We start from the raw sequence: 25,594 nt of genomic DNA, 5'->3' as shown, positions 1-25,594 counted from the left end.
CTCCGCTACCGATAGATGCGGAAGTTCCCGCTTAACGCCAACATGGCAAATAAATAGAGACAGTTGTCGTAATACCGTCTGGTTCCGGTTCGCACCGGCGTATTCCAGAATAATTCCACGCTGGCTCTCGCGAATGGCCCCTCCGAATGGGCAAGCGAAGCCATTGCGTTCGTAGCGATCAAGCCGACGGGGTGGAGCGACTTCTCTTCGAAAGGCTCGCCCGCGATCGTATACCGACGATAATCTTCCGGACTTTTATCCGCGAAAAAGCGCTGGATATTGTGCGTCTGCAGACGCATCCATTCATCCGTTCCGAACCATTCCGCATCCAGTCCGATATTGGCCGCAACCCGATAAGAATCGCTGAAGAAATGTCCGTAACCTCGTTCATCGTTCGGAGATCCATCATAGAACGCGTATTCTGGCGCCAAACCCGTAACGGGGTGACAGGCCAACTTTAAGTATTGTTTGCTCGCGCTGGCTGCCTCCTTCCAAAAAGGACGGTCCGCGGGATTCGCCCACAGGGCGAAAAGCTCGTAGAAATGCGGAAGATGATAGGACGGATCCGAGTATTCGCAGTTCGGGATGAACTTGATGAGTTTATTGTCCCTATTCCACATCGGATGACCGATGCCGTCTTCGCCCTTATGCACGCAGACGTGCAGCAACTCCCGAGCCTTCGCGCCGTAATCCAGCGGCGAAGAGCCGTCCCCCCAGCGATGCGAAGCGAACAATAAGGCTAACGCGAAAAACTCCTCGCCGTCCGGAGCCGGACCGTGCGCGCGTTTCGTGCCGTCCGTATTGCAGGACCAAGCGAAATATCCCGCATTTTCTCCGGATGACATGTACATATACTCATAGCTCCATCTCCAGAGCCGATCGAATACTTCTTTATGTCCAAGCTGTACGGCCATCATCATGCCGTAGGACATGCCTTCCGTCCGAACGTCGTGATTCCCGGTGTCCAGCATATAACCCATTTCCTCGCCCGCCGGATAATAGATTCTAGTGGCTTCGTTATCCCCGAACAGGAGCTGCCACGTTTGGTCCACTCTTGCCGCGATTTCCGCTTCCCCGTATCCGTATTCAAGCAGAAGATTGCGATATTTCCCCGTGTAATAAGCGCCGTTGCTCATCATCAATCCACCACTTTCCAGAAACTCGATTTAGGTTGTTGCTTCTCATCGAACAGGAACGGCCAATTTTTACGGCCCCGTACGGGAAAATCGTCAAGCCACGTGTAATCGTCCGCAGCGCCCCAGAAGGTTACCGAGTCGATGACTTCCTTGTATTCCCTTAGCAGACTAAACACCGCTTCATATCGAACCGCCTGCAGCTCCAGCAGTTCTTCGGTCGGAGCGGTCAGATCCTCGCGCCGGTCGTCGAACCGGAAGACGGACATGTCGAGCTCGGTCAAATGCAGGAGCAAGCCGAGCGAGGCGTACTTCTCGATCGCCGCCCTTATCTCGTCCAGCCCGGGATCATACAAGTTCCAATGCGCCTGCAACCCGACGCCATGTACGGGGATGCCTTGTTCCTTCAGCGATTTCAATAACGCGTAAATTTTATCCCGCTTCAGCGGGTGCGACTCGTTGTAGTCATTGTAGAAGAGCAACGCTTTCGGATCGGCGGTGTGCGCGAATTCGAAAGCCTTCCCGATAAAACCCGGCCCGGCAATATCCAACCATTTGGAGGGACGTAACAATTCGGCCCCCTCGTCGGCAATCACCTCGTTTACGACGTCCCAGGCATAGACGTCCTCTTTATACCGCGATACGACCGTATCGATATGCGATTTCATGCGGGCAAGCAAAGTATCGCCGTCGACCGGATTTCCCCGATCGTCTTGAAACAACCAGTCCGATGTTTGATTATGCCAGACTAGCGTATGGCCCCTTACCTTCATGCCGTTCGATCGCGCGAAACCGACGATTTCATCCGCGTATTCGAACGTATATTTGTTCTCTTCCGGATGAAGGCTTACGAACTTCATTTCGTTCTCGGCCGTCAGACTATTGTAGTGATTGGCAATGAAACGGCCCGACTGAACGATCGTACGCGAGTTCACCGCCGCTCCGATATCGAAAACTCCTTTGAATGTTTCATGCAATTTGGGTACGTTGCGGTTGCTATTGACGCTCATTTCCATCTCTCCCTTGTCTTGTTCTCCCGCCGGGCTATAAGGAAATAAGAGCTTTCCCAATAGGAAAGCTCTTATCGGTAAAGCTTTACATCCTGGAATGAACGATTAACCCTTCACGCCTCCGACCGTCATGCCTTTGACGAAATACTTCTGCAGGAACGGATACATGATGATCATCGGGACCGAAGCCACGATCGTCATCGTTGCTCGTACCGCGAGAGGCGTAACCGCGTTAGCCGCCGCATCCGGATTCGAGAACGCGCTTGCCGCCGAAGAAGAGGCGCTCGAGTTCTGAAGAATTTTTTGAAGCTCGTATTGTAGCGTACTGAGCTTGATGTTAGACGAGTTATACAAGAATACGTCAAGCCACGAGTTCCATTGGTAGACCGCCGTGAACAACGCTACCGTCGCGAGAACGGGAAGACAAAGCGGCAGAACGATGTTGAAGAACGTCCTGAATTCACCCGCTCCGTCGATTCTCCCGGACTCTAGGATGCTTTCCGGGAGTCCGTCGATGAAAGATCGAATAAGAATGAGGTTGAAGACTCCGATCAAGCTCGGCCAAATATAGACCCAGAAGCTATCGACCAAGCCCAAATCGCGAATGTTCAAATAGTTCGGAATAAGCCCCGGGTTAATGTACGCGGTCAGGACGAAAGCGATCGTGACGAACTTCCGCAGCACGAAGTCTTGCCGACTGATCGTATACGCGACCATTGCCGAACAGAATACGGTCGTTATCGAACCGATGACCAAGCGAAGAATCGAGATCAACGTCGCATGAAATATCGTCGACTGATTAAACACGTATTTGTAGTTTTCAATAGACAAATCTCTAGGCCATATATAGATGCCGCCCCTGATCGAATCCATCGCTCGGTTCAACGATAACGCGAGCGTGTTCAAGAAAGGATACAAGGTGACGACCATCAGCAAGCAAAGGAAGGTAATATTTAATGTGTCGAAAATTCGATCTCCTAGCGAAGCGTTCCTGCGGGAAAGCTTCTTGGGTGCCGTTCCTGTGGCTAAATTTGCCATCCGGTGATCCTCCTTTAGAACAGTCTGCTCTCGCCTGCGCGCTTCGCGATACTATTCGCGATGAAAAGCAATACAATGCTGACGAGACTCTTAAACATACCTGCCGCGACAGCCAGGGAAAAGTTGCTTTGATTGATCCCGTAGTTTAGAACGAATATGTCAATGTTCTCGGAATAGTCGATGTTCATCCCGTTTTTAAGCAGGTATTGCGCCTCGAATCCCGATTCCATCAAATTCCCGATATTCAAAATAAGCAAGACGACGATAACCGACTTAATACCTGGCAGCGTAACGTTCCACATCCGTCTGAAACGCCCCGCTCCATCGATTTCCGCCGCTTCGTACTGCGCGGGATCGATCGTAGCCATCGCAGCCAAGTACACGATCGTATTCCACCCGAGGTCTTTCCACACGGTCCCGAGTCCTAATATGGTCCAGAAATCTTCGGGAATGCCTAGGAACAATAATTCTTGGCCCTTCTCGATCATGCCCAATTTAATCATCAATACATTGATAATGCCATCCGGCGCGAGCGTCGCTTGAATAATGCCCGCGGCAACGACCCAAGAAAGAAAATGCGGCATATAAGTAACTGTCTGTACGATGCGCTTAAACAAAATACCGCGCAATTCGTTGAGCAATAGCGCGAGAGTGATCGCGGTAATAAAGCCGAGAACGAGATTGATTCCGCTCTGGGCAAGCGTATTTCTTAACACGCGCATAAACCGATCGTCGTGAAAAAGAAACTTAAATTGATCGAAACCGACCCATTCTTGCTCCTTGAAGCTTTTGGCCGGTCTGTACTTCTGAAAGGCTGTCGTCCAGCCCCATAACGGCAAGTATTTGAAAAGAAAGAGCCATATGAGAAAAGGAACGGACATTAAGACGAGCATCCGTTGTTGCACGAGTTTCTTAAAGAAAAGCTTCAGTCCCGTCGGCTTTTGATCAGACGCCATGGAAGACGTTGCAGATTCGATGTTGCTCTCCATATTCATTCTCCTTCCGGACCGGTCCTTACTAATTAGAATAAGCGAAAGGCCGCTTGCGCGAGCCAACAGCACGCATAAGCCGGCCTTTCGCTTATTACTTATAATCGATTACTTGGCAGCATCGATAGCGGCTTTAATTTGTGCCGTATACCATTTTTCATATCCGGCCGTGTCAAGCTTGCTGAACGCGGCTAGGTAATCGCCCCATACTTTCTCGAAGTCGGCCGGTTTCGCCAGCACGAGTTTCGGGTAGTACTTCTTCGTAATTTCATCTTTCGTTGTTTCCCAAATTTGTTCAGGGGAGCCTTGCGCTTTCGGAATACCCCAAGCAGGGAACCATACGCGGTCGTCCGGTTTAGCGAAGAGCTCGGCGTACGTTTTAACGCCGTATTTGTCGAGAATCAATTTGTCTTCCGCCGTTAAGCTCATTTGGAATACTTCAGGCTGGTAGCCCGGCGCGAGCGCATTACCATCGGACAACGTGGAGTTCGTGCCGTATTGCGGCCAATCCCAAGCATAGTATCTGAAGCCGAATTTCAAGTTGAACGGCTCGTCGATTTTCTTGATTTGCTCTTCCGTGCGGAAGAAGCGGCCATTGCCATCCACTTCGTACGTCTCGCCTTTGATACCCCAGCTTCTAAGAACTTGGTTCTCTTCTTTCAGCAGGTTATCCCAGTACTCCATAATACGTTCCGGATCCCTCGCGCTTACGCTGATGCCAAGACCGCGGTTTTTAACGAATCCCGGAGGATCCTGCAGTTGGTCTTTACCGCCATCCCACGTAAGTGGCATTGGTTGGTAAACGAAATCGTCTTGCGCCGGATCTTGTCTTGCAGCGTCTTTCAGCAGATTGCGGGCATTGCCCGATTGCCAGCCGTAGTCGAAGAAGCCGACGACTTTTTTGGAAGAGAGCTTCGCGAGATATTGGTCGTAGTTATCTACGAAGGAGGCTTTGTCGAACAGGCCTTTGGAATTCAGATCGTTCAACTTCTGCAACCAACGCTTCGTGGAGTCGGTCGTGTAATACGTTTTGGCTTCGAATGTCGTCATGTCGACTTCGACGTTTCCGTCGTTCGGATAACCGTCCAAGTGCATCGGCACGTTGGAGGTCGCGAAGAATCTCCAGTCATGCGTCAGCGTAATGAGTCCGGTCAAGCCTTCGTTTTTATGTTTGGCGACGAAATCTTCGATCAGCTTCGTGTATTCGTCCAACGTTTTGAGCTTCGGATAGCCCGCTTCTTTCAACACGCGGCGTTGTATCCAGAAAGCGCCTTGGTTGATGTTCGGATCGGGCGTATAGCCGCCGACGACGTTGGAGAACGGGATGAAGTAAATTTTGCCGTCCGCCGCTTTCATTTGGCTGAGATACGGGCCGTATACGCGCTTGATGTTCGGGTATTTTTCGATCAGGTCGGTCAGATCGATAAACGCGCCTGCGTCAAGAAGCTGGTCGATACCGGCATCTGGATCGATGACGTCCGGATAGTCGTTGGAAGCGATCATCGTACCGATTTTCGCTTTCAGGTCGCCTACCAAGTGTTCCATCTTGAAGTTAACGCCCGTTTGGTCTTCGAGTATTTTACCGATTGTCGTTTCGTTCATATTGGCGTCTGGAGCGTTAGCTACGCCGTTGAAGAACGTGAAAGTCACTTTATCCTTAGGTGCTTCCGAAGCTGGAGTGCTTTCCGATGCTGACGGACTGCTGTCGACCGCGCTTGGCGAAGCATTGTTCCCGTTATTGTTTCCGTTATTCTTGTTGTCTTTCGAACATGCGGCGGTGAACACCAAGATTGCGGCCATGCAAGTCAATAATAATTTCTTTGCCAATCGATTCGAGCCCCTTTCATGCCATTATGTTTTTGTAAGCACTTTCAGTATAGAATTTTTCAGGGGCTTTGTTTACCCAATAAACTATAGTCCTTACTTAGAAAAACATATATCGTCACAATCCATCGACAGGAATCCGCAATCGAATGAAAGTCCCTTTCATCGGCGCGCTATCGATCAAGAGCTGGAATCGGTCGCCGTAAATCAACTTCAGCCGGTAGATGACGTTCTGCACGCCGATCCTCTCCCCGATTTCTTCATCGCTTACCAAGTAGTCGTAAAATTTCTTCACTTTCTCCTCTTCCATTCCGATTCCGTTGTCCCTGATAGAGAAGATCAAATCATCCGCTTCCCGCTCGATGCGTACGTCGATCCTCCCTCCGCTCTTGAGAAGTTCGATCCCGTGTATGCTGGCATTTTCCACGAACGGCAAGAACATCATTTTGGGAATAATGCATGTCCGAACATCAGGATCGATATCCAAATGGTAATCCAACCGATCTTCGAAACGATATTTCTGGATCTCGAGGAAACAGACGATAAATTCCATTTCTTCGTTAACCGTCACCCGATCCTTGCTCCAGGTGAGCGACGTGCGGAATATTTTGGCCATATTATGAATGATCTTGGCCGTTTCCGACTCGTTCTTGATCACGCTGCGCATCCGGATCGTCTCCAGAGCGTTGAATAGAAAATGCGGATTGATCTGGCTCTGCAGAGCGTTCAACTGAGCTTGCCGACGTTCGAGCTCGAGCGTCTTCTTCTGGATGTCGGCCAAGTATACGTCGTCGATCAAGCTTTTCACCTGCAGAGTCATTCGGTTGAATTCCCCGGTTAATTGACCGATCTCGTCTTCGTCGCTTTCTCCTTCTTTGATCGTATCGAAATTCTGGTTCTTCACCTTCTTCATGTGCCTGAGAATGCGAACCAACCGAATGTTAAGCGACCTCGTGATTCCAAGGATGATCAGAGTCGGAAGAATAATGTTAATGCAGGCGAGCACGACGATGAAATCCCTGGACTTGTACACCTCTTTCAATACTTCTTCCTCCGAGATCGTGCCGACGATTCGCCATCCTTCCAGTAGGCTGACATTCTCGTATTTCGTCTCGAATTGAATCGAGTCCGACGGAAACGAGAGCGATTGAAAGTCAGGGGAATCCACTTTCCAATCGACGCTCGGATCGGTCGTATATTGGACCTTGCCTTGATTGTTGATCAAGTAAATATTGCCCTGCAGGTTGAGGTTCTGGAAAATTTGCCGGATGGATGAAGTTTTCATTTCGATTTTCAGCACTTTTTCATACCGATTCTGAGAGTTATAGTAATTCATTCTTCGAACTACGCTGAACGAATCCAGCATTCCCTGGCTCGTACTGGAGTCTTCCATTGACGTCCGGATGAAGACGATATGAGTCTGCTTGCTCTGATTGAGCGCCCGATACCACTCCGTCTGCTTCACTTCCGGAGTCAGGTTGCCGATGCCTCCCGAATGAAGCATGGTGGGATTATCTACGTAGATCTTGATGTTCTGGACCGAAGTATAGACGGGGGTATAGGTGTTCAGAATTCTGCGGAAATACGAGTCGTAAGCGTCCACGTAGTCGGCAGGGTTATCGTAATCGGTCTCCAAAATTTGATTGAGATTATAATCGGTGAAAAAAAACGACGAAACGTACACCGCGTCGTCGATTTTGATCTTGAATTCGTTCTTGATTTGTTCGATGGCGCGCGAGATGTCCTTCATCCTCTGATTTCTCACGTTATTCGTGGTCACGGAAAAAAAGAGGACATTCGTAAAAACAATCGGCACGAAGACGCACAAAACATATAGAATGAGCATTTTGTTGCGCAAGCGAACGTTATTCAGACTCAATCTCACCAGGATTGTCCCCTTTGTCGGAAGGTAGCAATTTATTCCGGTATTCCTTCGGCGTCATATGTTCGATCTTCTCGAACTGGGTGACGAAATAATCCGCGCTGCTGAATCCGACCTTCTCCGCGACTTCATAAATCCGTATATCGGACGACTGGCGCAACAGCTTCTTGGCTTCGTTTATTCGGATCTGCAAGAGAAAATCGTTGAAGTAAACGCCGTACGACTTCTTGAACAGCTGCCCCAGGTACACCGGATTGATGAAAAAGAAAGCGGCGATGCTCTTTAAGCTAATGTTACTCGAATAATTCGTTTCGATATAGCCGCGAATTTTCTGAATGCCGCCCTTTACCTGCACCTTCCTTAGTTCCGCGATGTACCGTTGACTCTCGTCGACGAACTCGGAGAATAGTCTTTTGAGCTCCCCGAGAGTCAGGCTTAAGTCGTACCAACCCACAACCGGCGCGAAGGACGAAAGAGCGCTTTCATCTCCGTCCATGCCTCGGATCGACTTGGTAATGCCAAGTACATATTGGTGAATGGTGATCTTGACGGCTTCCGGAGCATAACGGTCATTGCGGAAATTATGAAACAAGGATTCCACGGTTGCCCTCACGTTCTCCGTCTGCAGCTCTTCCATTCGCTCAACGAACAGGCCGACTTCCTTCAATTCGAACGTTACGTAATTCACCTTCTCCGTTTTCACTTGGTCATAGATGACGAAACGATTGTCATCATGGATATATTTGTACAAGAGCGTTTCCTTAGCGGTAATATACGATTGACCGATATCCGCCAATCGCGATACGGGAGCGCCTGCGTATAGAAATACGCGATCGCCGGATTCGACGGACAACGCCTGACGGAATCGAATGACGAACCGCTCGATGCTCCCGTTAAAAGCTTCTAACGCGCGCTCCGGAACGAGGATGCCGATCCGATTGTGGTGATCGTGAAGATAGAACGGCTGCTCGCCACCGGACATACGTTGAAGTACTTGGTGAACGATTTCTTTGAAGCCCGCGGACGATATTTGTCCGGCCGACGGATTCCACGCATGGTTATCGTTCAACTCAGCGAACAAATAAAACAGCCGATCGTTCGCGCGAAGCATCATGCGCTGCTCCCATTGGGCAATTGCCGTGTCGGAAGCCTCGCCGAGAACGATGGATTCGAGCATGGAATCGTTCAGCAGGCTATCATTACGTAAACGCTCCGCCCCTTCGCGCCCTAGATTTTCATTTAACCTTCTTAGCGTATCGGAAATTTCGAATTCGTCTATCGGTTTGAGGATGAAATCGCGAACGCCGTAGCGTACGGCTTGCTGGGCATACTTAAAATCATCGTATCCGCTGATGATAATGAACGACGGGTTCGCATCGTTCTCCTCCACGACGCGGCGGATAAGCTCCATCCCGTCCAGCACGGGCATTCGGATGTCCGTAATCACGACATCCGGTCGAACTTTCCGGATGATCTCGAGAGCATCCTCTCCATTGTCTGCTTCGGCCACGATTTGAAATCCGCATGACTCCCAATCGATCAGCTTAATCAAGCCTTTGCGAGTAAAAACCTCATCGTCGACCAAAATTACGGTATGCATCGATCCTCGACTCCTTTCGGTCTGAAAGCTGGCAGCATCGCGGAACGCCGCGGTAGGCGGAGATGCCTTTCTACTACCTATAGTAACATTACTCTCGGCTATCATTAACCGCAAAACGGAAGGATGGGCATTAAAGATTTATCGCTTTCTCCCAAATTAACATCTCATCTCCAATTGAGCCATGCTCATTTCCGGCTATATATTTACCCAAATCAAGCTAAATTTCGATATAATTAAATCAATGTCAGAGGTTTGGAGGGTGAAGAACCGCTATGGACGACAGCATCCGTTCGGGGCAAAAAAACAGCGTAACGGAACAATTCATTCCGGATCTCCGGGTATCCCATCACATTTCTTTGATGCACGTCAGGGAAGTCAACTCGGATTGGGAGTACCCTTCTCATGAACACAAGCAATACGAGATCAATTATGTCCATAGTGGCTGCCAAATCATCTCTATCAACGGAAAAACCTATCGTCAGCAAGCCGGAGATTTCGCGCTCATCCGTCCGGGTGATATTCACTCCAGTACCGTTGAAACGCCGGAGGGAATGACTTACTTCTGCATGCACTTCGAGATCGACGACCGACCGCTAATGCATCTGCTCCGTTCGACTCGGCTCGCTCTATTCTCGGGCGATCGTCCGGACGGCGCGGTCTTTAAGTCGATTCTCGAACGGATGTTGAATTGGGTCGTTTCCGAGGAGCGCTACGACATGGCCGTACGTGCCAACATCCAAGCCGATTTCTTTCAAATCATCGCGCAGCTTTGCCTATCGCTGTCGGCATCGATGGACAATCGGGACGAAAAAAAACTCAAGCATTGGGAATACATTCATCAAATCGAATCGTTGATCCAAGCGATTGCCAAACAACCGATCTATCATGGTCATCCGGACAAGGATAGGCTGTTAATCGGACAGATCGCAAAGCAAATCGGCATTAGCGAATCCCACTGCAACCGACTGTTCAAGAACGCTTTCGGCATCTCGCCCCGGCAATACTTGTCCCGCATTGTCCAAGAAGAAGCCATGCGGCTTCTTCGGGACACGACGCTGAATGTCGATCATATCTCAAATCTGCTGGGCTATGTCGACATCGCCCACTTTAGCCGTCAGTTTAAACGCTGGACGGGCGAATCTCCCCGAAGTTACCGGGCAAGCCAGAGAGAGTCGCTTGAATCCATGCGCTAACGGCTCTGCATTATTTTACATAATAAATCAGGAGGAGTTAGGCTATGGCAAACTTGCAGGATATGTTTAAGCTAGATCTCCCATACTATGAAACTTTCTCTACAAGAATCGATACCCTGTGGGGTTCAATATTTATTAATGAAAAACAACCCGATTATTATGACGCTAACCATGCCCATATCCTTAATGCATGCGAGTCCCCGCAGTCCGTAATAGATGAGGTAATCAACTATTATCAACCCAAAAACATCATTCCAAGATTTTATATTTACAATTTAGCATCCCAACAAAATCTAATTTCCGATTTAATATCGAGAAAATTTCAATATGAAGAATTAATGAGCTCCGTTCAAATATGGAATAACCGAGTTGTTCAAATTACCAATAACAACAAGGTTACGATTGAAAAAGTAACGGAAGAAAATTATCAAGAAGCTTTAGAAATCGAAGGCAGCATTAAAGAGTTTGGAGGGAAGGATGTCATCGAGAAGATTTATGCCGAGCAATTCAACCACCCCTCCTTTACGCATTACCTTCTTCGGCACGACGGAACACCATGCTCTACCGCATGTATTTTTGAACATGGAAATCAAGCTCGATTGGAAAGCGTAGCTACAATTGAACAATTCAGAGGAAAAGGCTTAATAGGTGAAGTTATTCAGTTTATACAAAAAGAAGTATTGAGCAGAGGAATACAAAAGCTTTGGGTATTTCCTATTAATGAATCCGTAGAGAGAGTATATCGGAAGTACGGCTTTGAAACTGTCGGCAAATGGAAAACCGGGCATGCTTTTTTAGGCGGGAAAAGTATCAAAGAAATCAGAGAATATGAGATAGGGAGGAATCCCGGCGAAGAAGCATGGATTAACGGGTATGTTAGAACAAGGACCATCCGCGAACGGATGGTCCTTGTTCCTTTTATGCAGTAAATCAGTGTCCGGCAGGCGCTCGGCTTTCTTCGCCTTCCGGCGGCCGGGTACGACGGATGAACAATCCGATGACCAGAGCGATGATCCCGATGACCAGGCCGATCCAGAACGCGTTGTGCACGCCCGCAACCAACGCTTGAACTTTCTCGCCTGGAGAATTCGGATCGCTGGAGCCCTTCAAGTAATCCTTCGAGCCGTTAGACATAATGCTGATGAACAATGCCGTTCCGATCGCTCCGGATACTTGCTGCAGCGTGTTCAGAATGGCGGTGCCGTGCGGATACAATCGACGGGGCAATTGATTCAAACCCGTCGTCTGGGCAGGCATCATGACTAAAGAAATGCCGACCAGCATGATGATGTGGATTGTCACCACATATCCGGTACTAGCCGAAGCGCCGACCCCGGTGAACATCCATATCGCGATTACGACGAGGATGATACCCGGCGTCACGAGCACTCGAGGCCCGAATTTGTCGAACAGCTTGCCTGCGACGGGAGCCATGATCCCGTTCACGACGCCCCCCGGCAACATCGTCAAGCCGGATTTGAACGCGGTCATGAGCAGCGCCCCTTGCAGGAACATCGGAAGCAGCGTCATCGTAGAGAACAACGTCATCATGAGTACGAAGAGCAGTATGGTCACGAGCGCGAACATCGGGTATTTGAACGCCCGCAAGTCCATAACCGGATCTTTCAGCACTAACTGACGCCAGATGAACAACAGGAGCGCAATCGCGCCGACGATGATTGTCCAATACACTTCCGGGTCCGACCAGCCTGCGCTACCGGACGAACTGAATCCGTACACGATGCCGCCGAAACCGACCGTAGAGAGGATAATCGACAAAATATCCACTTTCGGCTTCGTGATCTCGGATACGTTCTTCATGTAGACGGCGGCGAAAATAATGGAAAATACCGCAAGCGGAATAACCAGATAGAACAGCCAATGCCAAGATAGCGAGTCCATGATCAAGCCGGATACCGTCGGTCCGATCGCGGGAGCGAACATAATGACGAGGCCGATTAATCCCATCGCGCCTCCTCTTTTTTCCGGCGGGAAAATGACCAGAATCGTGTTCATCATGACCGGCAGCATCAACCCGGTTCCGAGCGCCTGGATAACCCGGCCCGTCAGCAACACGCCAAACTCGGGCGCGGTAGCGGAGACGATCGTTCCGATCAGGAATAAGATCATGGCTCCTAAGAACATCTGCCTTGTCGTATACCATTGTTGCAGTAAAGCCGTAACCGGCACGAGCACCCCGACGACGAGCATGTAAGCGGTCGAGAGCCACTGGATCGTAGAGGCCGATACGTCGAAAGCCTTCATTAAATCCGGAAACGCGTTACCCAGTAACGTCTCGTTCAATATCGCGACGAATGCGCCGATGATCAGCGCAACGACGATGGGTCCTCTCCTGATTTTGCTTAAGTCCGGCGCTGTGCCTTTGGTGCCTGTACTAGAAGCATTCATATTTGGTTCCTCCTGCCATTCCTTTATCTGTTTATCTACACTTGTATGCTTAAATGAACAAATGTATAGTTGCTAATATACATTCACCGGAATCTTACGCCAAGAATCAATTCATACCGAAATGTAGCCTAATCTACAAAGGAGTGCCAAATGTATACGAACAAGCAAGAGGGCAAGACCGACTTGCGCGTCCGGCGCACGCGGAAATTATTGTGGGAGGCGCTGTTGGACTTGCTCGAGAGCCGTGCCTTCGAATCGTTGAGCGTTCAAGAAGTCTGCGACCGGGCAATGGTTCATCGCACGACTTTTTATAAGCATTTCGAAGACAAACATCACCTCCTGTACTTCGGTCTCGAAGCGACTAACGAGTTGTTCAAGAACAGAAGCTATGAAGACCGTATTCTTCATCCGATGAAGCTCATTCAAAGCTGGGGCCATACGAAGCAGTTCCAGACGCTTGTGAAAGCGGCGACGGAGAATAGCTTTATAAGCAACATGATGATGAAGCACGGAGCCGAATCCTTGAGGCAGGACTTACTGCAAGCTCAGAAGGACGGCGTAAACTTCAAGGTCCCGGTCGATATTGTCGCCGCCTTCTACTCCGGCGCCCTCTCCTCTCTCTGCGCTTGGTGGATGAAGGACGGAATGATGCACTCTCCCGAGGAGATGGACAACTATCTAAGCCAAATGATCAACCGCAATTTATTCTTCCCGGAATAAGCGCAAAAAGAATAGTTATTCGAAAAAGAAAAGTAAAACAAAACCCTTTCCATCGAGTAGATGGAAAGGGTTACTTAATATCCGCGACCACGTACTCCCAAGGAACGGAGTCGCACAGCCATACGTGATTATCCGAGAGATAGAAGCGGTGCCCGTCGCGGTGCATAGACTTCGCGTCTATTCGAAGCAACAACGCCTTTCCATGACGCTTACCGACCTCAACGGCTGTCTTCTCGTCCGCTGATAGATGTACGTGTTGCCTTGACAGCTTCTGAATCCCCTCGGAACGAATGCTATCCAGGAAGCGGGTTGCTGTCCCGTGATAGAGCAGATCGGGCGGCAAGCTTTCCCTTAGTCCTACGTCTACGGACAATGAATGGCCCTGATTCGCGCGAATCTTGTTCCGCTCCTCATTAAAAGCATATCGTTGCTTGCCGTTCTCCCGAACGATACGCTCCAAGCTTTCGAAGTCTATCTTTTTGCCGGCTTTGTTACATCCCGCAAGCAAATCTTCGACATCGGCCCAACCGTGGGGATCCAAACGTATTCCCGCCGCCGAAGGATCGTGCCGCAACACCAAACTCAAGAAACGCCCCAGTTCTACGTCGCGATTACTTTGTTTCATAAAGTCCACTCCTTCTCCAATAATTCATCCCTGACTTCGGTAAGGGCGAAACCAAGCAAATTGGCGCCTTCCCACTTCGACGGGTCTCCCGCGTTCGGGTGTTCCTGTCCGATACCGATTCCCCAGACTCGGTCAACGGGACTTGCTTCTACTAAAATGCAATTTCCGGTGGATTTGAGATAATGCCATAAATCCGGATTTTGCGAGAATTTTGCGTAGTTTCCCTTTTTTACGACCTCATAAGATTGTCTCTCCCAAAGGACGCGATCAAAACCGCTTACCGCACGTCCGAATTCCTTCATCTCTTTCGGAGTCTTCGCTGACATGATATTCGCGAGATTCTTATCGTCGTGGAACAATCTCGCTTTCTCCGCCATCATGTACTGCTCTGCGCAGGAGTATGTTATGCCGTCAATCGTGAAAGGGCATAACCACCATTGACTTAAGCAACTCCGGTTCAGGCTCCCATCTTTCGGCGGCGTATGTCCCCAGAAATACAAGAACGTGAATTCTTGCCCGGCCTTACAATCGGCAAGTAACCTTTCCAAGCTATTTTTCATTCGAATCTCTCCCAATTCCTTCGAAATAATCGCGACGGACGATGGCCGGCGCTCTCCGCATAATGGTCCGTCTCCTCCACCAAGTGCTCCGCCTTGCGCCGAAATGCGGCTTTGAGCAGTTCTTTGTCCAAAATAACCTCGTATACCTGTTGCAATTCGGTTAGCGTGAACAAGCTCGGCATAAGATGAAGGGCGATATCCGTATACGATACCTTGCCTCTAAGACGCTCAATGGCGCACGCGATAATCTTCGCGTGGTCGAATGCCAAGCCGTCGTTGGATACGATAGCGTAATCCGAAGAGGAAGAGGTTTCCGTTCTCGTCACGGTATGTTCTATCTCCGCGATCATCGTTGAATTTTCATTCGCCAGCTTAAGCTCGTGCTTCCTCGTTTTCACGTACCCGTCTTCCGTTCGTTCTTTTTGTTCGCGCAACAGGCGGTAGGAAACGCTGAACCATGCTGCATTATCGGCATCGTCACCCGCTTCCAACTTTACTTTGCGACCATCGATCAACGCCATATAGGAGCAACTCATAACCCAAGCGCGCGGGTCCCTCCCTAAATCGCTAAACGTATATAACTGCTCCAGATAAACGTTATCAACGCCCGTCTCCTCTCGCAGTTCCCTTCGCGCAGCCATCTCCGTCGTCTCGGATGGACGAACGAATCCCCCAGGCAGCGCCCATTTCCCAAGATAGGGATGCGCTCCGCGCTGAATGAGCAATAGCTTCAGTTCCTTTTCCGGCAACTTGCGGTAGTTGTCTTTTTCCCTATCCATGACCGTAAAAATCGCCATGTCCGCCGCTACCGAAGGACGCTCGAAATCTCCTGCGCGATATTGCTCCAGAAATTGTTGCTCCGTTAAACCCTTGTGATCACGCAACCGCACGAATATTCACCCGTTCGTAACTTTTTGATATTATCTATTTGTTAATAACAAATTATTGCATCTGAAGATTATTGTCAAGCAAATACAATTCTTAATTCAAAAAAGGAGGGGAACGTCCCCCTCCTTAGAACCCTTTCAGTAAATGTTGCATTCAGCTATTCCCCGCCCACTCGGAATAAAACCGTTTCAAGTACGTTTCCATGAAGCGATGCCGGTCCTCGGCCAGTTTCCTGCCGGTTGTCGTGTTCATTAATTCCCGGAGCTTCAAGAGCTTCTCGTAGAAGTGATTGATTGCCGTGTCGCGGCCGTTGCGGTACTCTTGTTCCGTTAATTGGTCTCGCGGGGGCAGATCAGGATCGTGGATCGGCCGATCCTTAGCACCGGAATATGCGAACACGCGGGAGATTCCCACCGCTCCTATGGCATCGAGCCGGTCGGCGTCTTGCACCACCCGCCCCTCGGCGGTTCTCATCGGCGGCCGGGAGCCGCCTTTGAACGACATCGTACCGATAATCTCGAGAATATGCTCGACTTGCTCGACGCTCGCGCCGCTGTTCTGAAGCCATTGCTCCAGTTGTTGCGCGGCCGCCAACGGATCGGCGTTCAGCTTTTCGTCAGCCATATCGTGCAATAGCGCGGCCATCTCGCATACGAAGGAATCCGCCTGCTCCGCTCGGGCGATCGTTCGGGTCATTCTCACGACCCGGTCGATATGCCACCAATCGTGACCGCTACTATCCTTTTCCAACTTTGTACGGGCCCAATCGGCCGCAGCTGCGACAATTCGTTTTTCCTGCTCGGTCCATCCGTCATCGTGTTTCATGTGGTTCTCTCCTCCGCTCGACTCACTAAAGGCTTGGCTTCTTTCAAGATATCATGTCTATACTTTCTAAGTTAAAACAGATTATGCCCTTCCTTGGAGAAGAGCTATCGTCGGACGGCGCAATAACCAAGTTAACGGCCGGAAAATTAGAAATCCACGAATAAACAGCCCCGCCTGCCAAGAAGGCGGTCGGGGCTAAAGCTTACCGAAAAGAGGGATACACTTATTTGAACTTAATGTCGGCGATACGGCCGTTTTCCACGAACCCGATTTTCCGGTACACCTTGTTGGCATCCGGATTGGTCAAATCCGCATACAGCATTGGAACAAGCCTCTCCGACTCCAGGATCGAGCAGAGCTCTGCGACGATCGCGCTAGCGTACCCGTTCTTGCGATAGGCGGACGGCGTATAGACCGCATTGATCCTAGCATGCCTCTGCGATCGATGCGCGATATTGGCCATCGATACCGGACGTTGATCGAAGATCCAGAGATACAAGTTGCCCATATCGATCGCTCCCTCAGCCTTAGGGATTTGACTCGCCGTATCCACCGTCACTCCGTGGGCTCCTTCCGAGAAACCCGCGAAAAACTCCGCTACGGTGGCTACGTCTTGTTTCGTTGCTTTACGGAAAGATCCTTGTACGCCAACTGGCTTCCTTAATTCCGGGCAGGAATACGACTCCAATCCCATATGCGTACGGTACGAAACGCCGCTGGCTTCCGAATACGCTTGCGCAAATCGCTTCGCCGTCTCCGGGTCGCTATTGACGCCCGGCAATCCGGTGGCTTTGAGATGATCTGCAAGCTCGCGCATAAGATCGTTCTTCCGCTCTTCTCCGAAATGAGGGGAAACCCATAGCCATGCGTTATTTCCTCCGGACTGGACAAAGATCAAAGTGTCATCGGGCGTCTTCAGGCGTGTCGAGTTCTCGAACTCGGAAATCCGGAGAACCAGATTGTACGGAACTTCATCGGCAATAAACTTATCCCCGTTTAGAACACTATCGTTCGCTTCGAACTTCTGCAGCATGCGACCTCTCCCCATTCCTCATTTTGCCTCATCCGTCTCCTTGTAATTGCTGGCGATCTGCTCCGCATGGCTTTTAATTCTCTCGGCCACGAAAGCAGGCTTTATCACGCGAACATCCGGACCGTAGCTAAGCAGCATACCGTAAAGCCAATGACCTTCCGGATAGCTGGCCTTGACCAACATCGAGCCGTCTTCCTGCACCTCGACTTTGTCGTGACCGAATGCCTCTTCCACCCGAATCCTTAACCGCGGGCGAAAATGCAGCAGCAGATCGATAGTCGGCCCGGTTTCTCTGTTGCCCCACCGCGCATCGAGCTCTTCCATCCGGACTCCCCGGTTTTTGTAATGCTCCAGATGCACCCGCAATTCGCTTAACCTCGATAAGCGGAATGTCCGATAATCGCCGCGAAGCCTGCAATACGCGTACAAGTACCAAGCGTACCCCTTCCACGCGATCCCGATCGGTTCGGCTTCCCGTTGTTCCCCTACTCCTTCCGTATTCGTATATCGGAACGATATTACCGATCGGTTCTTGGAAGCTTGACGGAGCGAAGCCAGAATCGACTTATCCTTTAATCGGCTTCCATTCCACAGATTCGTATCGAATATAAGCGTCTCGCCCGCCTCTTCCATCTGGTTCTGTTCGGATCTCGCTACCAGCGCTTTGATCTTCGTCAATAAGCCGTCCATTTCCTGATCATCGAGCGATGCTTGCACGCCCTTAAGCGCGACCAGGATCGACTGAAGATCGTCGAAAGTAACGATTTGCCGGTCAATCCGGAACTTTTCCATGATCTCGTAGCCTCCGGTCGTTCCGGTAAAAGAAACGATCGGTATACCCGCGGTATTGATCGTCTCCAGATCGCGGTAGATCGTCCTTAACGATACCTCGAACTTATCGGCAAGCGTCTGGGCGTTAACCCTTCGCTGACTTAGCAGGATCATCGTAATGCCAAGCAATCGCTGCACCTTCATTCTCTAACTCCGAACCTTTTGGCCGATAAGGCGCGGGCCCGTTGAATTTCGATCTCCCGGTTGCGGGGCTCCGCCTTCGTTACTAGCGAGCTCAGCAAATTCCGGGCAACCGCGGCGACCTCCTCCACTGCGAGGTTAAACGCCTCCTCGTTTGCTTTGGAAGGTTGGTTAAAGCCGGAGAGCTTCCTTACGAATTGAAGCGACGCCGCGAGAATCTCATCGTCGTTGGCCGGCGGCTCGAAATTGAATAATGTTTTAATATTACGGCACATCGGTTTTCTCCCTTTCATCGTCGCAATTTTATTAACCTTACTATACTCCAACATTGAAACTTGTACCGCATTTATGACACAATCAAGAAAGAACGGACACACACATTGCCTAATCCCCTAAGGAGGATATTAACGATGAGAACGATTAAGCTTGGAACCAGCTCGTTGGAGGTGCCGGTCATCGCTGTCGGCTGCATGCGCATTAACTCGCTTAACAAAACGGAAGCCGAGCGCTTCGTGCAAACGGCTCTGGATGAAAAAGCGAATTTCTTCGATCACGCGGACATTTACGGCGCTGGAGAATGCGAGACTATTTTCGCCGACGCTATCCATATGAGCGACGATATCCGCGAGAAGATCATCCTTCAGTCCAAATGCGGCATTCGTAAGGGCATGTTCGATTTCTCCAAAGAGCATATTCTAACGTCGGTCGACGCCATCTTGAAACGTCTTAGAACCGATTATCTGGACATCCTATTGCTGCACCGTCCGGACACTTTGGTAGAACCGGAAGAGGTAGCCGAAGCATTCGATATTCTCGAAAGCTCGGGCAAAGTGCGCCACTTCGGCGTGTCCAACCAAAATCCGATGCAGATCGAGCTGCTCAAGAAGTTCGTGAAGCAGCCCATTGTCGCGAACCAGCTTCAATTAAGCATCACCAATGCCAATATGATGACTAATGGATTTAACGTCAATATGGAGAACGAAGCCGCCGTGAACCGCGATGGCAGCATTCTCGACTATTGCAGACTGAACGATATTACAATCCAGCCTTGGTCCCCGTTCCAATACGGGTTCTTCGAGGGCGTATTCCTGGACAACGACAAATTCCCGGAACTGAACAAGAAGATCGACGAGGTCGCGGCCAAATACGGAGTCAGCAACACGACGATCGCCATTGCGTGGCTGTTGCGCCATCCCGCTCGCATGCAACCGGTACTAGGCACGATGAACATCGAGCGCTTGAAAGATTGTGCCAAGGCAAGCGATATCCATCTGACTCGCGAAGAATGGTATGGAATCCTGCTTGCGGCAGGTAATGTTCTTCCCTGATTTCAACTTGGCAGTAGCTGAATTGGCATCACGAGCGCACCGTGGGGTCCCTATTCAGGGGCCCTTGTTTTTTTATATCTTCATGGCCTTACCTGCGCCATAACGTAGCTCATCCATCCGATATGATAGATCGCCACCGCTCCGTACGTTATTGTCCCGAGAATAATCCAAATATGAATAAACGACTGCTTGCTCACGTACCGAAGGAGCGAAAGAAGAATCAGCGGCAAGATAATCTTGTACGAATAGAAGACGAATACATTCGTCTCGTACAGTAACTTTGCAAAAGGATTCGCCTCTCTAACCGCATGCATGCGAATTCCCGCATCCGTCGCCATAGCGTCGAAGAAGGATAATATCACAAGCCATATCCTTGCGCTTTTTCCAAGGCGCATGCTCGCAAATGAAAATATGATCCGAGTCAGCACATTCACTCGCCCCCGTTATGATACATATTGTATCATGACGAGGGCGAGGCGACTAGTTCCCGTCCGTTTAATCCGCATTAACTACAGAAGCGCATGAATCCATTCGCGGGTTATGCGTTTTTTGCCGTAGGTATACTTTAGGATACTATATTACTTAAAAGTAGGTACTTGTTTTAAGTTGAATTAACAGGAATAATAAGTGCGTAACTGTTAGTTACGATTGGGCAACCTGTTAGGGGCGTCATCACAATGGAGCGATAAGGAGAGATCGATATGAACTTAAGCAATCAAACGGCGATCATTACCGGCGCGGGAAAAGGGATCGGCAAAGCCGCCGCAATCGCCATGGCACGGGAGGGCATTCATCTCGGATTGATGGCGCGCACTTCTGCCGATCTTGAATCTCTTCGGCAACAACTGACTAGCGAATACGACATTAAAGTGAGCATCGCTACGGCGGATATTTCGAATAGAGCGGAAGCGGAACGCGCGGTGGAAACGCTGATCGGGGAGCTAGGCTCTCTCGATATCCTGCTCAACAATGCCGGAACGGGGCAATTCGGAACCTTGTCCGAGATGGATCCCGAGCAATGGGAACGGATCATTCAAACGAATCTGATGGGTACGTATTACGTGACTCGCGCCGCGTTGCCAACGATGTTGAACCAAAAAAGCGGAAGCATCGTCAACATCGCTTCGACCGCGGGGGAACGCGGTTTTGCGACCGGGTCCGCGTATTGCGCCTCGAAGTTCGCCGTTCTCGGTTTAACGGAAGCGCTTATGCAAGAAGTTCGCAAATCGAATATTCGCGTCACCGCGCTTACGCCTTCTACCGTTAACACGGAACTAGCCGTCAAAACCGGTCTGCCCGTCGGAGATGAAGATCGCATGATGCAGCCGGAAGACGTAGCCGAGCTCATCTTAGCCGCATTGAAACTGCCGCAACGCGTCTTCCTCAAAACAGCGGGCATCTGGACCACGAATCCGCAATAATCGCCTGCTGACAGGCGTACAAATAAAGCTTGGAGGTATCCGCATGACTCGAAAACTGTTTGCGCCTTACGACCTGAAAGGTTTGCACCTGAAAAATCGCGTCGTCATGGCGCCAATGTGTCAATATTCCGTCACGGCAAAGGACGGCAAGCCGAATGAGTGGCACTATGTGCACTACCTCAGCCGCGCTATCGGCGGTACGGGCCTCGTAATCATGGAAATGACGGATGTAGAGCCTGATGGCCGCATCACCGATAAAGACCTAGGTTTGTGGTCGGATGAGCATATTCCGGCATTCGCCCGGATTATCGACGGCGTGCACGCGCATAATAGCAAAATCGGAATTCAAATCGCTCATGCCGGACGAAAAGCCGAAGACGCGGCAACGCCCGTCGCGCCATCCGCGATTAAGTTTCCGGGAGACGCCTACAAAATGCCTCGCGAGCTTACAACCGAAGAGGTTCAAGAAGTCGTCCGGAAGTTCGGCGACGCGGCCCGTCGAGCCGTGCAAGCCGGCGTGGATACGATCGAGCTGCATGGAGCTCACGGCTATTTGATTCACCAGTTCCAATCTCCGCTAACCAATAAACGCGAAGATCAATATGGCCAAGACCTTGCCCGCTTCGGCGTAGAAGTCATTCAAGCCGTGAAGAGCGAAATGCCTGCGGATATGCCTCTTCTATTCCGTATCTCGGCAGTGGAGTATACCGACGGCGGATATGATATCGATCACGCCATCGAGTTATCCAAAGCTTATCGCGCTGCCGGGGTAGATGCGATTCATGTTAGCTCGGGAGGCGAAGGCCCTGCCGGAGAGAGAAAACCAGGCAATTATCCGGGATATCAAGTGCCGTTCGCGCGCCAAATCCGCGAAGCGGTTGACATACCCGTCATTGCGGTGGGGATGCTGGAGGATCCGGCCCTTGCCGAATCCGTCATCGGCAACGAGGACGCGGATCTCGTCGCGATTGCCAGAGGCATGCTGCGCGATCCTTACTGGGCAACGCATGCAGCTATTACGCTCCGTCAAGGACCGGCTACCGCCCCGCAACAATATATTCGGGCTTACTAAACAGCCTTCCGCAGATGATCTTGCATCATACTTTCAACGAAAAAGCAGCCTCGCGGGAGGCTGCTTTTGTTTGCGAATCGAACTATTCCAACAAACTCACATGGATTTTGACGACCGCTTTTTTGATTTTCGTCGACTGCTGCCCCATACCCGGTCTGTGAATGTCGTTAGGGAAAAAGACGGCGAACATGCCCGGCTTAAGACGGAGCAATGTCTCGTCCGCCGAAGGCTTGTACAGAGCATAATCCTCTTCGCTGTCGTAAGGCTTGACGACGTCCGAGTCTTCCCGCAGCGAGGACCAACCGATCGTCTCTTCGCCTTCGATCAAATATTGAAGGTCGATATAGGATTCGTGCTTCTCGGCCGGATGATCTTCCGACGATTTGGCGTCGAATTCAAGATAGGAAACGTACATCCGATCGCCGTCGATCTCGGCGCGTCCGGCAGCGGGTTGATCTTTCAGTTGTTTCATTAATTGTTCCATTGCCGTCACGATGACCTTATGTTCATATTTACGGTGACTTTCCCAAGATGACATCGAACCTAAAATCATATCCATTCCTCCATGACGGTTACAGCTTAGAGCAGCTTCACCGATACCGATGCCGCCGTGCTTTCTTTATTTTTAATGGATTCCTCGTAGGCCCTTTTGAAATATTCCACATATAAGACGTCCAGCAAATAGAGCTGCGAAATTTTCGCCGACAATGAACCGCCCTGCAGAGGGCCCTCGTTCGCGCCGCAAAGCAACGTCAGATCCGAATGGGAGGTCAGCGGAGACTTCACGAATCGGGTGATGGAAATGACGGTAGCCCCGCATTCCTTCGCTTTCTTCGCCACTTCGATCGAATCTTTGGTAGACCCGGAATAAGAAATGATAACCGCGACGTCCCGCTTCGTCATCAGAGCCGCCGACATCATTTGAAGATGGGAATCGATCGTGCATTCCGTTTTGTTGGTGATGCGCATGAATTTTATTTTCGCTTCCATGGCCGTCATTAAAGATGAGCCGACGCCGAAGAAGATAACCCGTTCCGCTTGCAGCAAATAATCGATCGCTTGGTCTATTTTGGCGATATCGATCAAATTAAACGTTTCGTTCAGCGCGCTTATATTGTTGGACAGCACCTTGGAAGCGACTTGATCGATCGTATCGTTCATCAGAACCTTATCCGTAAGCTGCGGGATTTCATTCTCGACCGTGATGCTATGCGCTAAAGCGATCTTGAAATCTTGATACCCCTTATAGCTCAGAGATTTGCAAAACCTGAATATGCTCGATTCGCCTACTCCGCAAGTATCCGCGAGATCGGTAATCGACATATATACGACGCTTTTGGGGTTTTCCAAGACATGGTCCGCCACTTTTTTTTCCGTATGGGTCAGGTTATTGTATTTCGAATGAATCGTCGTAAAAATATTGACCGCGCGCATGCTGCTGCCTCCTCTGCTCCTCATCCGTCACGCTGCGTTCAGCGTAAAAACAGGGAGGTCGCACCTAGTAAACCCGCCTTGTTTCCAAGGGAAGCTTTGAGGATCTTTACGCCCCTGAAGCTCTCCATGATTAACTCTTTCGTTCGTTCTTCGACTAAGCGAACCAGATTGTCCTGCTCCATTACCCCGCCCCCTACAATGATAGCGGGAGGATTAAACACATGAACGAGCGACGCTAAGCCGATGGAAACTTCGGTAACCCAGGAATGCAACAGCCGAGTCAATTTATCGTTTCCTTTGTTTATTTTATCAAAAAAAACCTTCCCGTCTACACATTCCGGGTCAACCTGTCGGGCCATCCGGATCAAGGCTGTCGTAGAAGCATGGGTTTCATAATAAGCGTTTCTCGGATTGTCCGTCTCCGCCGATAGCGGATGGGTAATCAGATGTCCGAACTCCGCCGCCACTCCGTTAGCTCCGCGGTAGATCCGGCGATTGATGACGATAGCTCCGCCGACTCCCGTACCGAAAGTCAGGCATAAGAAATCCGGATAAGCATGCGCTGCCCCGAAGGTTGCCTCGCCTAACGCTGCCGCGTTAACATCGTTCTCGACTTTCACGGGCTTATGAAATCGACCCGCAATGATCTCTTGAAGCTTCGTTCCCGTATAATTCGGGATGTTCTCGTTCGCGTATACAATATAACCTTCATCGGCGTTCACCTGTCCGGCCGTACTAATGGCAATCGCATCGAAATCCTCGTACGTCGACATCCGGTCAAGCAATCTATTCACGACATGGGGGCCGCCCTTATGGCTTTCGGTCGAATATTCCTTATATTGATCGATGTTGCCCCGTTCATCGCAGATACCGATCTTCGTGTTGGTTCCTCCGATATCCGCGGCAAGAATTTTCATACTCATGCGTCAATCAACGGCTTTCATGAAGCTTTTAGTAATTTCCATCGGTCTCGTAATCGCGGATCCGACCACGGCCGAGAAGATGCCGATATCGTATAATTGCTTCAATTGTTCCGGAGTCGCGATCCCGCCCTCGGCGATCACCGGGACGGACAAGCTCTTCACGATTCTCTCGACCAATTCAATGTCCGGCAAAGACTTGTGCTTCGTCGCTTCGGTGTACCCGCTAAGAGTCGTTCCCACGAAATCGAATCCAAGCTCGGCCGCGGCGGCAGCGTCTTCGTAGGTTGAGCAATCCGCCATGAAGAGTTGATCCTTGTACTTATTCCTTATAAGCGGGAATAATTCGGAAATCGTCGAACCGTCCGGTCTTGGCCGATCCGTCGCGTCCATCGCGATAATATCTACGCCTTCGCGGTAGAGGTCGTCGACTTCTTTCATCGTCGGGGTAATGAATACCTCCGACCCCTCGTACACGTTCTTGATGATTCCGATAATCGGCAAATCGACCTGTTTCTTGATTTCTTGAATATCCGCAACGCTGTTGGCTCGAATCCCGGATGCTCCGCCCAAGTAGGCCGCATACGCCATTCTTCCCATAATGAATGGGCTGTGCAACGGTTCGTCGGGCAAGGCTTGGCAAGAAACGATCAGCTTTCTGTTTATAAGATCTAAAACGTTTTTATTCGTATTCATAAGTTTCCACTCCACACCCATT

The 25,594-nt window shown here is 50.3% G+C and carries 26 protein-coding genes; 6 read left to right on the top strand and 20 right to left on the bottom strand.

Translation table 11 applies throughout. From position 1 onward, the window contains the following. Nucleotides 1-5: 5 nt before the first annotated feature. The 7 genes from D7Z26_RS17605 to D7Z26_RS17575 form a co-directional block, all read right to left on the bottom strand. On the bottom strand, nt 6-1,136 hold the full coding sequence (locus tag D7Z26_RS17605) for a glycosyl hydrolase family 8 (RefSeq protein ID WP_120978294.1): 1,131 nt from the start codon (nt 1,134-1,136) through the stop codon (nt 6-8). A 2-nt stretch (nt 1,137-1,138) separates the two neighbouring features. Continuing rightward, nucleotides 1,139-2,143 (bottom strand): endo-1,4-beta-xylanase, encoded by a 1,005-nt coding sequence (locus D7Z26_RS17600; RefSeq protein WP_120978458.1) that lies wholly within the window; start codon nt 2,141-2,143, stop codon nt 1,139-1,141. Nucleotides 2,144-2,248: 105 nt separating this feature from the next. Further along, a complete protein-coding gene (locus D7Z26_RS17595; protein ID WP_120978293.1) occupies nt 2,249-3,181 on the bottom strand; it encodes a carbohydrate ABC transporter permease in 933 nt (310 codons plus the stop codon). Nucleotides 3,182-3,195: 14 nt separating this feature from the next. Next, nucleotides 3,196-4,170: an ABC transporter permease gene (locus tag D7Z26_RS17590; RefSeq protein WP_233567006.1), complete on the bottom strand. Its 975-nt coding sequence runs from the start codon at nt 4,168-4,170 to the stop codon at nt 3,196-3,198. Nucleotides 4,171-4,278: 108 nt separating this feature from the next. Then, the gene (locus D7Z26_RS17585; RefSeq protein ID WP_407643528.1) at nt 4,279-5,997 is read right to left on the bottom strand and encodes a type 2 periplasmic-binding domain-containing protein; all 1,719 of its coding nucleotides are present in this window, start codon (nt 5,995-5,997) and stop codon (nt 4,279-4,281) included. Between the two features lie 115 nt (nt 5,998-6,112). After that, the gene (locus tag D7Z26_RS17580; RefSeq protein ID WP_120978456.1) at nt 6,113-7,840 is read right to left on the bottom strand and encodes a sensor histidine kinase; all 1,728 of its coding nucleotides are present in this window, start codon (nt 7,838-7,840) and stop codon (nt 6,113-6,115) included. Between the two features lie 19 nt (nt 7,841-7,859). Beyond that, complete coding sequence (locus D7Z26_RS17575) at nt 7,860-9,476, bottom strand: response regulator transcription factor (RefSeq protein ID WP_120978291.1); 1,617 nt, start codon at nt 9,474-9,476, stop codon at nt 7,860-7,862. Nucleotides 9,477-9,748: 272 nt separating this feature from the next. Between D7Z26_RS17575 and D7Z26_RS17570 the strand changes: the two genes are divergently transcribed. Beyond that, on the top strand, nt 9,749-10,669 hold the full coding sequence (locus tag D7Z26_RS17570; protein WP_120978290.1) for an AraC family transcriptional regulator: 921 nt from the start codon (nt 9,749-9,751) through the stop codon (nt 10,667-10,669). Between the two features lie 44 nt (nt 10,670-10,713). After that, nucleotides 10,714-11,598 (top strand): GNAT family N-acetyltransferase, encoded by an 885-nt coding sequence (locus D7Z26_RS17565; protein ID WP_120978289.1) that lies wholly within the window; start codon nt 10,714-10,716, stop codon nt 11,596-11,598. Nucleotide 11,599: 1 nt separating this feature from the next. Here the strand turns inward: D7Z26_RS17565 and D7Z26_RS17560 are convergent, their stop codons facing one another. Next, nucleotides 11,600-13,078, bottom strand: coding sequence for a DHA2 family efflux MFS transporter permease subunit (locus tag D7Z26_RS17560; RefSeq protein WP_120978288.1), 1,479 nt, complete (start codon nt 13,076-13,078; stop codon nt 11,600-11,602). A gap of 150 nt (nt 13,079-13,228) precedes the next feature. On the opposite strand from D7Z26_RS17560, the gene D7Z26_RS17555 reads away from it, so the two are divergent. Next, nucleotides 13,229-13,798 carry a TetR/AcrR family transcriptional regulator gene (locus tag D7Z26_RS17555; protein WP_120978287.1) on the top strand — a complete coding sequence of 190 codons (570 nt, stop codon included), beginning with the start codon at nt 13,229-13,231 and terminating at the stop codon, nt 13,796-13,798. 70 nt (nt 13,799-13,868) lie between these two features. Here the strand turns inward: D7Z26_RS17555 and D7Z26_RS17550 are convergent, their stop codons facing one another. From D7Z26_RS17550 to D7Z26_RS17520, 7 genes are all read right to left on the bottom strand, one after another. After that, complete coding sequence (locus D7Z26_RS17550; RefSeq protein WP_120978286.1) at nt 13,869-14,423, bottom strand: RNA 2'-phosphotransferase; 555 nt, start codon at nt 14,421-14,423, stop codon at nt 13,869-13,871. Continuing rightward, complete coding sequence (locus tag D7Z26_RS17545; RefSeq protein WP_120978285.1) at nt 14,420-14,983, bottom strand: NADAR family protein; 564 nt, start codon at nt 14,981-14,983, stop codon at nt 14,420-14,422. The genes D7Z26_RS17550 and D7Z26_RS17545 overlap by 4 nt, the downstream gene beginning before the upstream one ends. After that, nucleotides 14,980-15,873 (bottom strand): NUDIX hydrolase, encoded by an 894-nt coding sequence (locus D7Z26_RS17540; RefSeq protein WP_233567004.1) that lies wholly within the window; start codon nt 15,871-15,873, stop codon nt 14,980-14,982. The genes D7Z26_RS17545 and D7Z26_RS17540 overlap by 4 nt, the downstream gene beginning before the upstream one ends. A 151-nt stretch (nt 15,874-16,024) precedes the next feature. Then, nucleotides 16,025-16,696 (bottom strand): HD domain-containing protein, encoded by a 672-nt coding sequence (locus tag D7Z26_RS17535; RefSeq protein WP_120978284.1) that lies wholly within the window; start codon nt 16,694-16,696, stop codon nt 16,025-16,027. Between the two features lie 223 nt (nt 16,697-16,919). Beyond that, a complete protein-coding gene (locus D7Z26_RS17530; RefSeq protein ID WP_120978283.1) occupies nt 16,920-17,729 on the bottom strand; it encodes a GNAT family N-acetyltransferase in 810 nt (269 codons plus the stop codon). Nucleotides 17,730-17,747: 18 nt separating this feature from the next. After that, entirely contained in the window at nt 17,748-18,704 is a 957-nt protein-coding gene (locus D7Z26_RS17525) for a helix-turn-helix transcriptional regulator (RefSeq protein ID WP_120978282.1), read from the bottom strand. Next, complete coding sequence (locus D7Z26_RS17520; RefSeq protein ID WP_120978281.1) at nt 18,701-18,976, bottom strand: DUF2277 domain-containing protein; 276 nt, start codon at nt 18,974-18,976, stop codon at nt 18,701-18,703. Before D7Z26_RS17520 ends, D7Z26_RS17525 begins: the two co-directional genes overlap by 4 nt. A gap of 135 nt (nt 18,977-19,111) precedes the next feature. On the opposite strand from D7Z26_RS17520, the gene D7Z26_RS17515 reads away from it, so the two are divergent. Further along, entirely contained in the window at nt 19,112-20,029 is a 918-nt protein-coding gene (locus tag D7Z26_RS17515) for an aldo/keto reductase (protein ID WP_120978280.1), read from the top strand. A gap of 80 nt (nt 20,030-20,109) precedes the next feature. On the opposite strand, the gene D7Z26_RS17510 is transcribed toward D7Z26_RS17515, so the two are convergent. Further along, nucleotides 20,110-20,391, bottom strand: coding sequence for a DUF5658 family protein (locus D7Z26_RS17510; protein WP_120978279.1), 282 nt, complete (start codon nt 20,389-20,391; stop codon nt 20,110-20,112). A gap of 339 nt (nt 20,392-20,730) precedes the next feature. On the opposite strand from D7Z26_RS17510, the gene D7Z26_RS17505 reads away from it, so the two are divergent. Together D7Z26_RS17505 and D7Z26_RS17500 are read left to right on the top strand one after the other, a co-directional pair. Further along, the gene (locus D7Z26_RS17505; protein WP_120978278.1) at nt 20,731-21,450 is read left to right on the top strand and encodes a 3-ketoacyl-ACP reductase; all 720 of its coding nucleotides are present in this window, start codon (nt 20,731-20,733) and stop codon (nt 21,448-21,450) included. A 43-nt stretch (nt 21,451-21,493) separates the two neighbouring features. After that, complete coding sequence (locus tag D7Z26_RS17500; protein WP_120978277.1) at nt 21,494-22,522, top strand: NADH:flavin oxidoreductase/NADH oxidase; 1,029 nt, start codon at nt 21,494-21,496, stop codon at nt 22,520-22,522. A gap of 82 nt (nt 22,523-22,604) precedes the next feature. On the opposite strand, the gene D7Z26_RS17495 is transcribed toward D7Z26_RS17500, so the two are convergent. From D7Z26_RS17495 to D7Z26_RS17480, 4 genes are read right to left on the bottom strand one after another with little or no spacing between them, the layout of a single operon-like run. Beyond that, nucleotides 22,605-23,075 carry a YhcH/YjgK/YiaL family protein gene (locus D7Z26_RS17495; protein WP_120978276.1) on the bottom strand — a complete coding sequence of 157 codons (471 nt, stop codon included), beginning with the start codon at nt 23,073-23,075 and terminating at the stop codon, nt 22,605-22,607. A 26-nt stretch (nt 23,076-23,101) separates the two neighbouring features. Next, nucleotides 23,102-23,956 (bottom strand): MurR/RpiR family transcriptional regulator, encoded by an 855-nt coding sequence (locus tag D7Z26_RS17490; RefSeq protein ID WP_120978275.1) that lies wholly within the window; start codon nt 23,954-23,956, stop codon nt 23,102-23,104. 38 nt (nt 23,957-23,994) lie between these two features. Continuing rightward, nucleotides 23,995-24,879, bottom strand: coding sequence for an ROK family protein (locus D7Z26_RS17485; RefSeq protein ID WP_325050459.1), 885 nt, complete (start codon nt 24,877-24,879; stop codon nt 23,995-23,997). A 3-nt stretch (nt 24,880-24,882) separates the two neighbouring features. After that, nucleotides 24,883-25,572: an N-acetylmannosamine-6-phosphate 2-epimerase gene (locus tag D7Z26_RS17480; RefSeq protein ID WP_120978454.1), complete on the bottom strand. Its 690-nt coding sequence runs from the start codon at nt 25,570-25,572 to the stop codon at nt 24,883-24,885. Nucleotides 25,573-25,594 lie beyond the last annotated feature (22 nt).

It is taken from the genome of Cohnella endophytica, assembly GCF_003628305.1.
Taxonomy (GTDB): domain Bacteria; phylum Bacillota; class Bacilli; order Paenibacillales; family Paenibacillaceae; genus Cohnella; species Cohnella endophytica.
The sequence above is the reverse complement of the archived record's forward strand: the minus strand, read 5'-3'. Positions and strand labels throughout refer to the sequence as shown.

Coding starts and splice junctions, on each gene's coding strand:
- D7Z26_RS17605 (WP_120978294.1), bottom strand. CDS start 1,136: ATGAGCAACGGCGCTTATTACACGGGGAAATATCGCAATCTTCTGCTT.
- D7Z26_RS17600 (WP_120978458.1), bottom strand. CDS start 2,143: ATGAGCGTCAATAGCAACCGCAACGTACCCAAATTGCATGAAACATTC.
- D7Z26_RS17595 (WP_120978293.1), bottom strand. CDS start 3,181: ATGGCAAATTTAGCCACAGGAACGGCACCCAAGAAGCTTTCCCGCAGG.
- D7Z26_RS17590 (WP_233567006.1), bottom strand. CDS start 4,170: ATGGAGAGCAACATCGAATCTGCAACGTCTTCCATGGCGTCTGATCAA.
- D7Z26_RS17580 (WP_120978456.1), bottom strand. CDS start 7,840: ATGCTCATTCTATATGTTTTGTGCGTCTTCGTGCCGATTGTTTTTACG.
- D7Z26_RS17575 (WP_120978291.1), bottom strand. CDS start 9,476: ATGCATACCGTAATTTTGGTCGACGATGAGGTTTTTACTCGCAAAGGC.
- D7Z26_RS17570 (WP_120978290.1), top strand. CDS start 9,749: ATGGACGACAGCATCCGTTCGGGGCAAAAAAACAGCGTAACGGAACAA.
- D7Z26_RS17565 (WP_120978289.1), top strand. CDS start 10,714: ATGGCAAACTTGCAGGATATGTTTAAGCTAGATCTCCCATACTATGAA.
- D7Z26_RS17560 (WP_120978288.1), bottom strand. CDS start 13,078: ATGAATGCTTCTAGTACAGGCACCAAAGGCACAGCGCCGGACTTAAGC.
- D7Z26_RS17555 (WP_120978287.1), top strand. CDS start 13,229: ATGTATACGAACAAGCAAGAGGGCAAGACCGACTTGCGCGTCCGGCGC.
- D7Z26_RS17550 (WP_120978286.1), bottom strand. CDS start 14,423: ATGAAACAAAGTAATCGCGACGTAGAACTGGGGCGTTTCTTGAGTTTG.
- D7Z26_RS17545 (WP_120978285.1), bottom strand. CDS start 14,983: ATGAAAAATAGCTTGGAAAGGTTACTTGCCGATTGTAAGGCCGGGCAA.
- D7Z26_RS17535 (WP_120978284.1), bottom strand. CDS start 16,696: ATGAAACACGATGACGGATGGACCGAGCAGGAAAAACGAATTGTCGCA.
- D7Z26_RS17530 (WP_120978283.1), bottom strand. CDS start 17,729: ATGCTGCAGAAGTTCGAAGCGAACGATAGTGTTCTAAACGGGGATAAG.
- D7Z26_RS17525 (WP_120978282.1), bottom strand. CDS start 18,704: ATGAAGGTGCAGCGATTGCTTGGCATTACGATGATCCTGCTAAGTCAG.
- D7Z26_RS17520 (WP_120978281.1), bottom strand. CDS start 18,976: ATGTGCCGTAATATTAAAACATTATTCAATTTCGAGCCGCCGGCCAAC.
- D7Z26_RS17515 (WP_120978280.1), top strand. CDS start 19,112: ATGAGAACGATTAAGCTTGGAACCAGCTCGTTGGAGGTGCCGGTCATC.
- D7Z26_RS17505 (WP_120978278.1), top strand. CDS start 20,731: ATGAACTTAAGCAATCAAACGGCGATCATTACCGGCGCGGGAAAAGGG.
- D7Z26_RS17500 (WP_120978277.1), top strand. CDS start 21,494: ATGACTCGAAAACTGTTTGCGCCTTACGACCTGAAAGGTTTGCACCTG.
- D7Z26_RS17495 (WP_120978276.1), bottom strand. CDS start 23,075: ATGATTTTAGGTTCGATGTCATCTTGGGAAAGTCACCGTAAATATGAA.
- D7Z26_RS17490 (WP_120978275.1), bottom strand. CDS start 23,956: ATGCGCGCGGTCAATATTTTTACGACGATTCATTCGAAATACAATAAC.
- D7Z26_RS17485 (WP_325050459.1), bottom strand. CDS start 24,879: ATGAGTATGAAAATTCTTGCCGCGGATATCGGAGGAACCAACACGAAG.
- D7Z26_RS17480 (WP_120978454.1), bottom strand. CDS start 25,572: ATGAATACGAATAAAAACGTTTTAGATCTTATAAACAGAAAGCTGATC.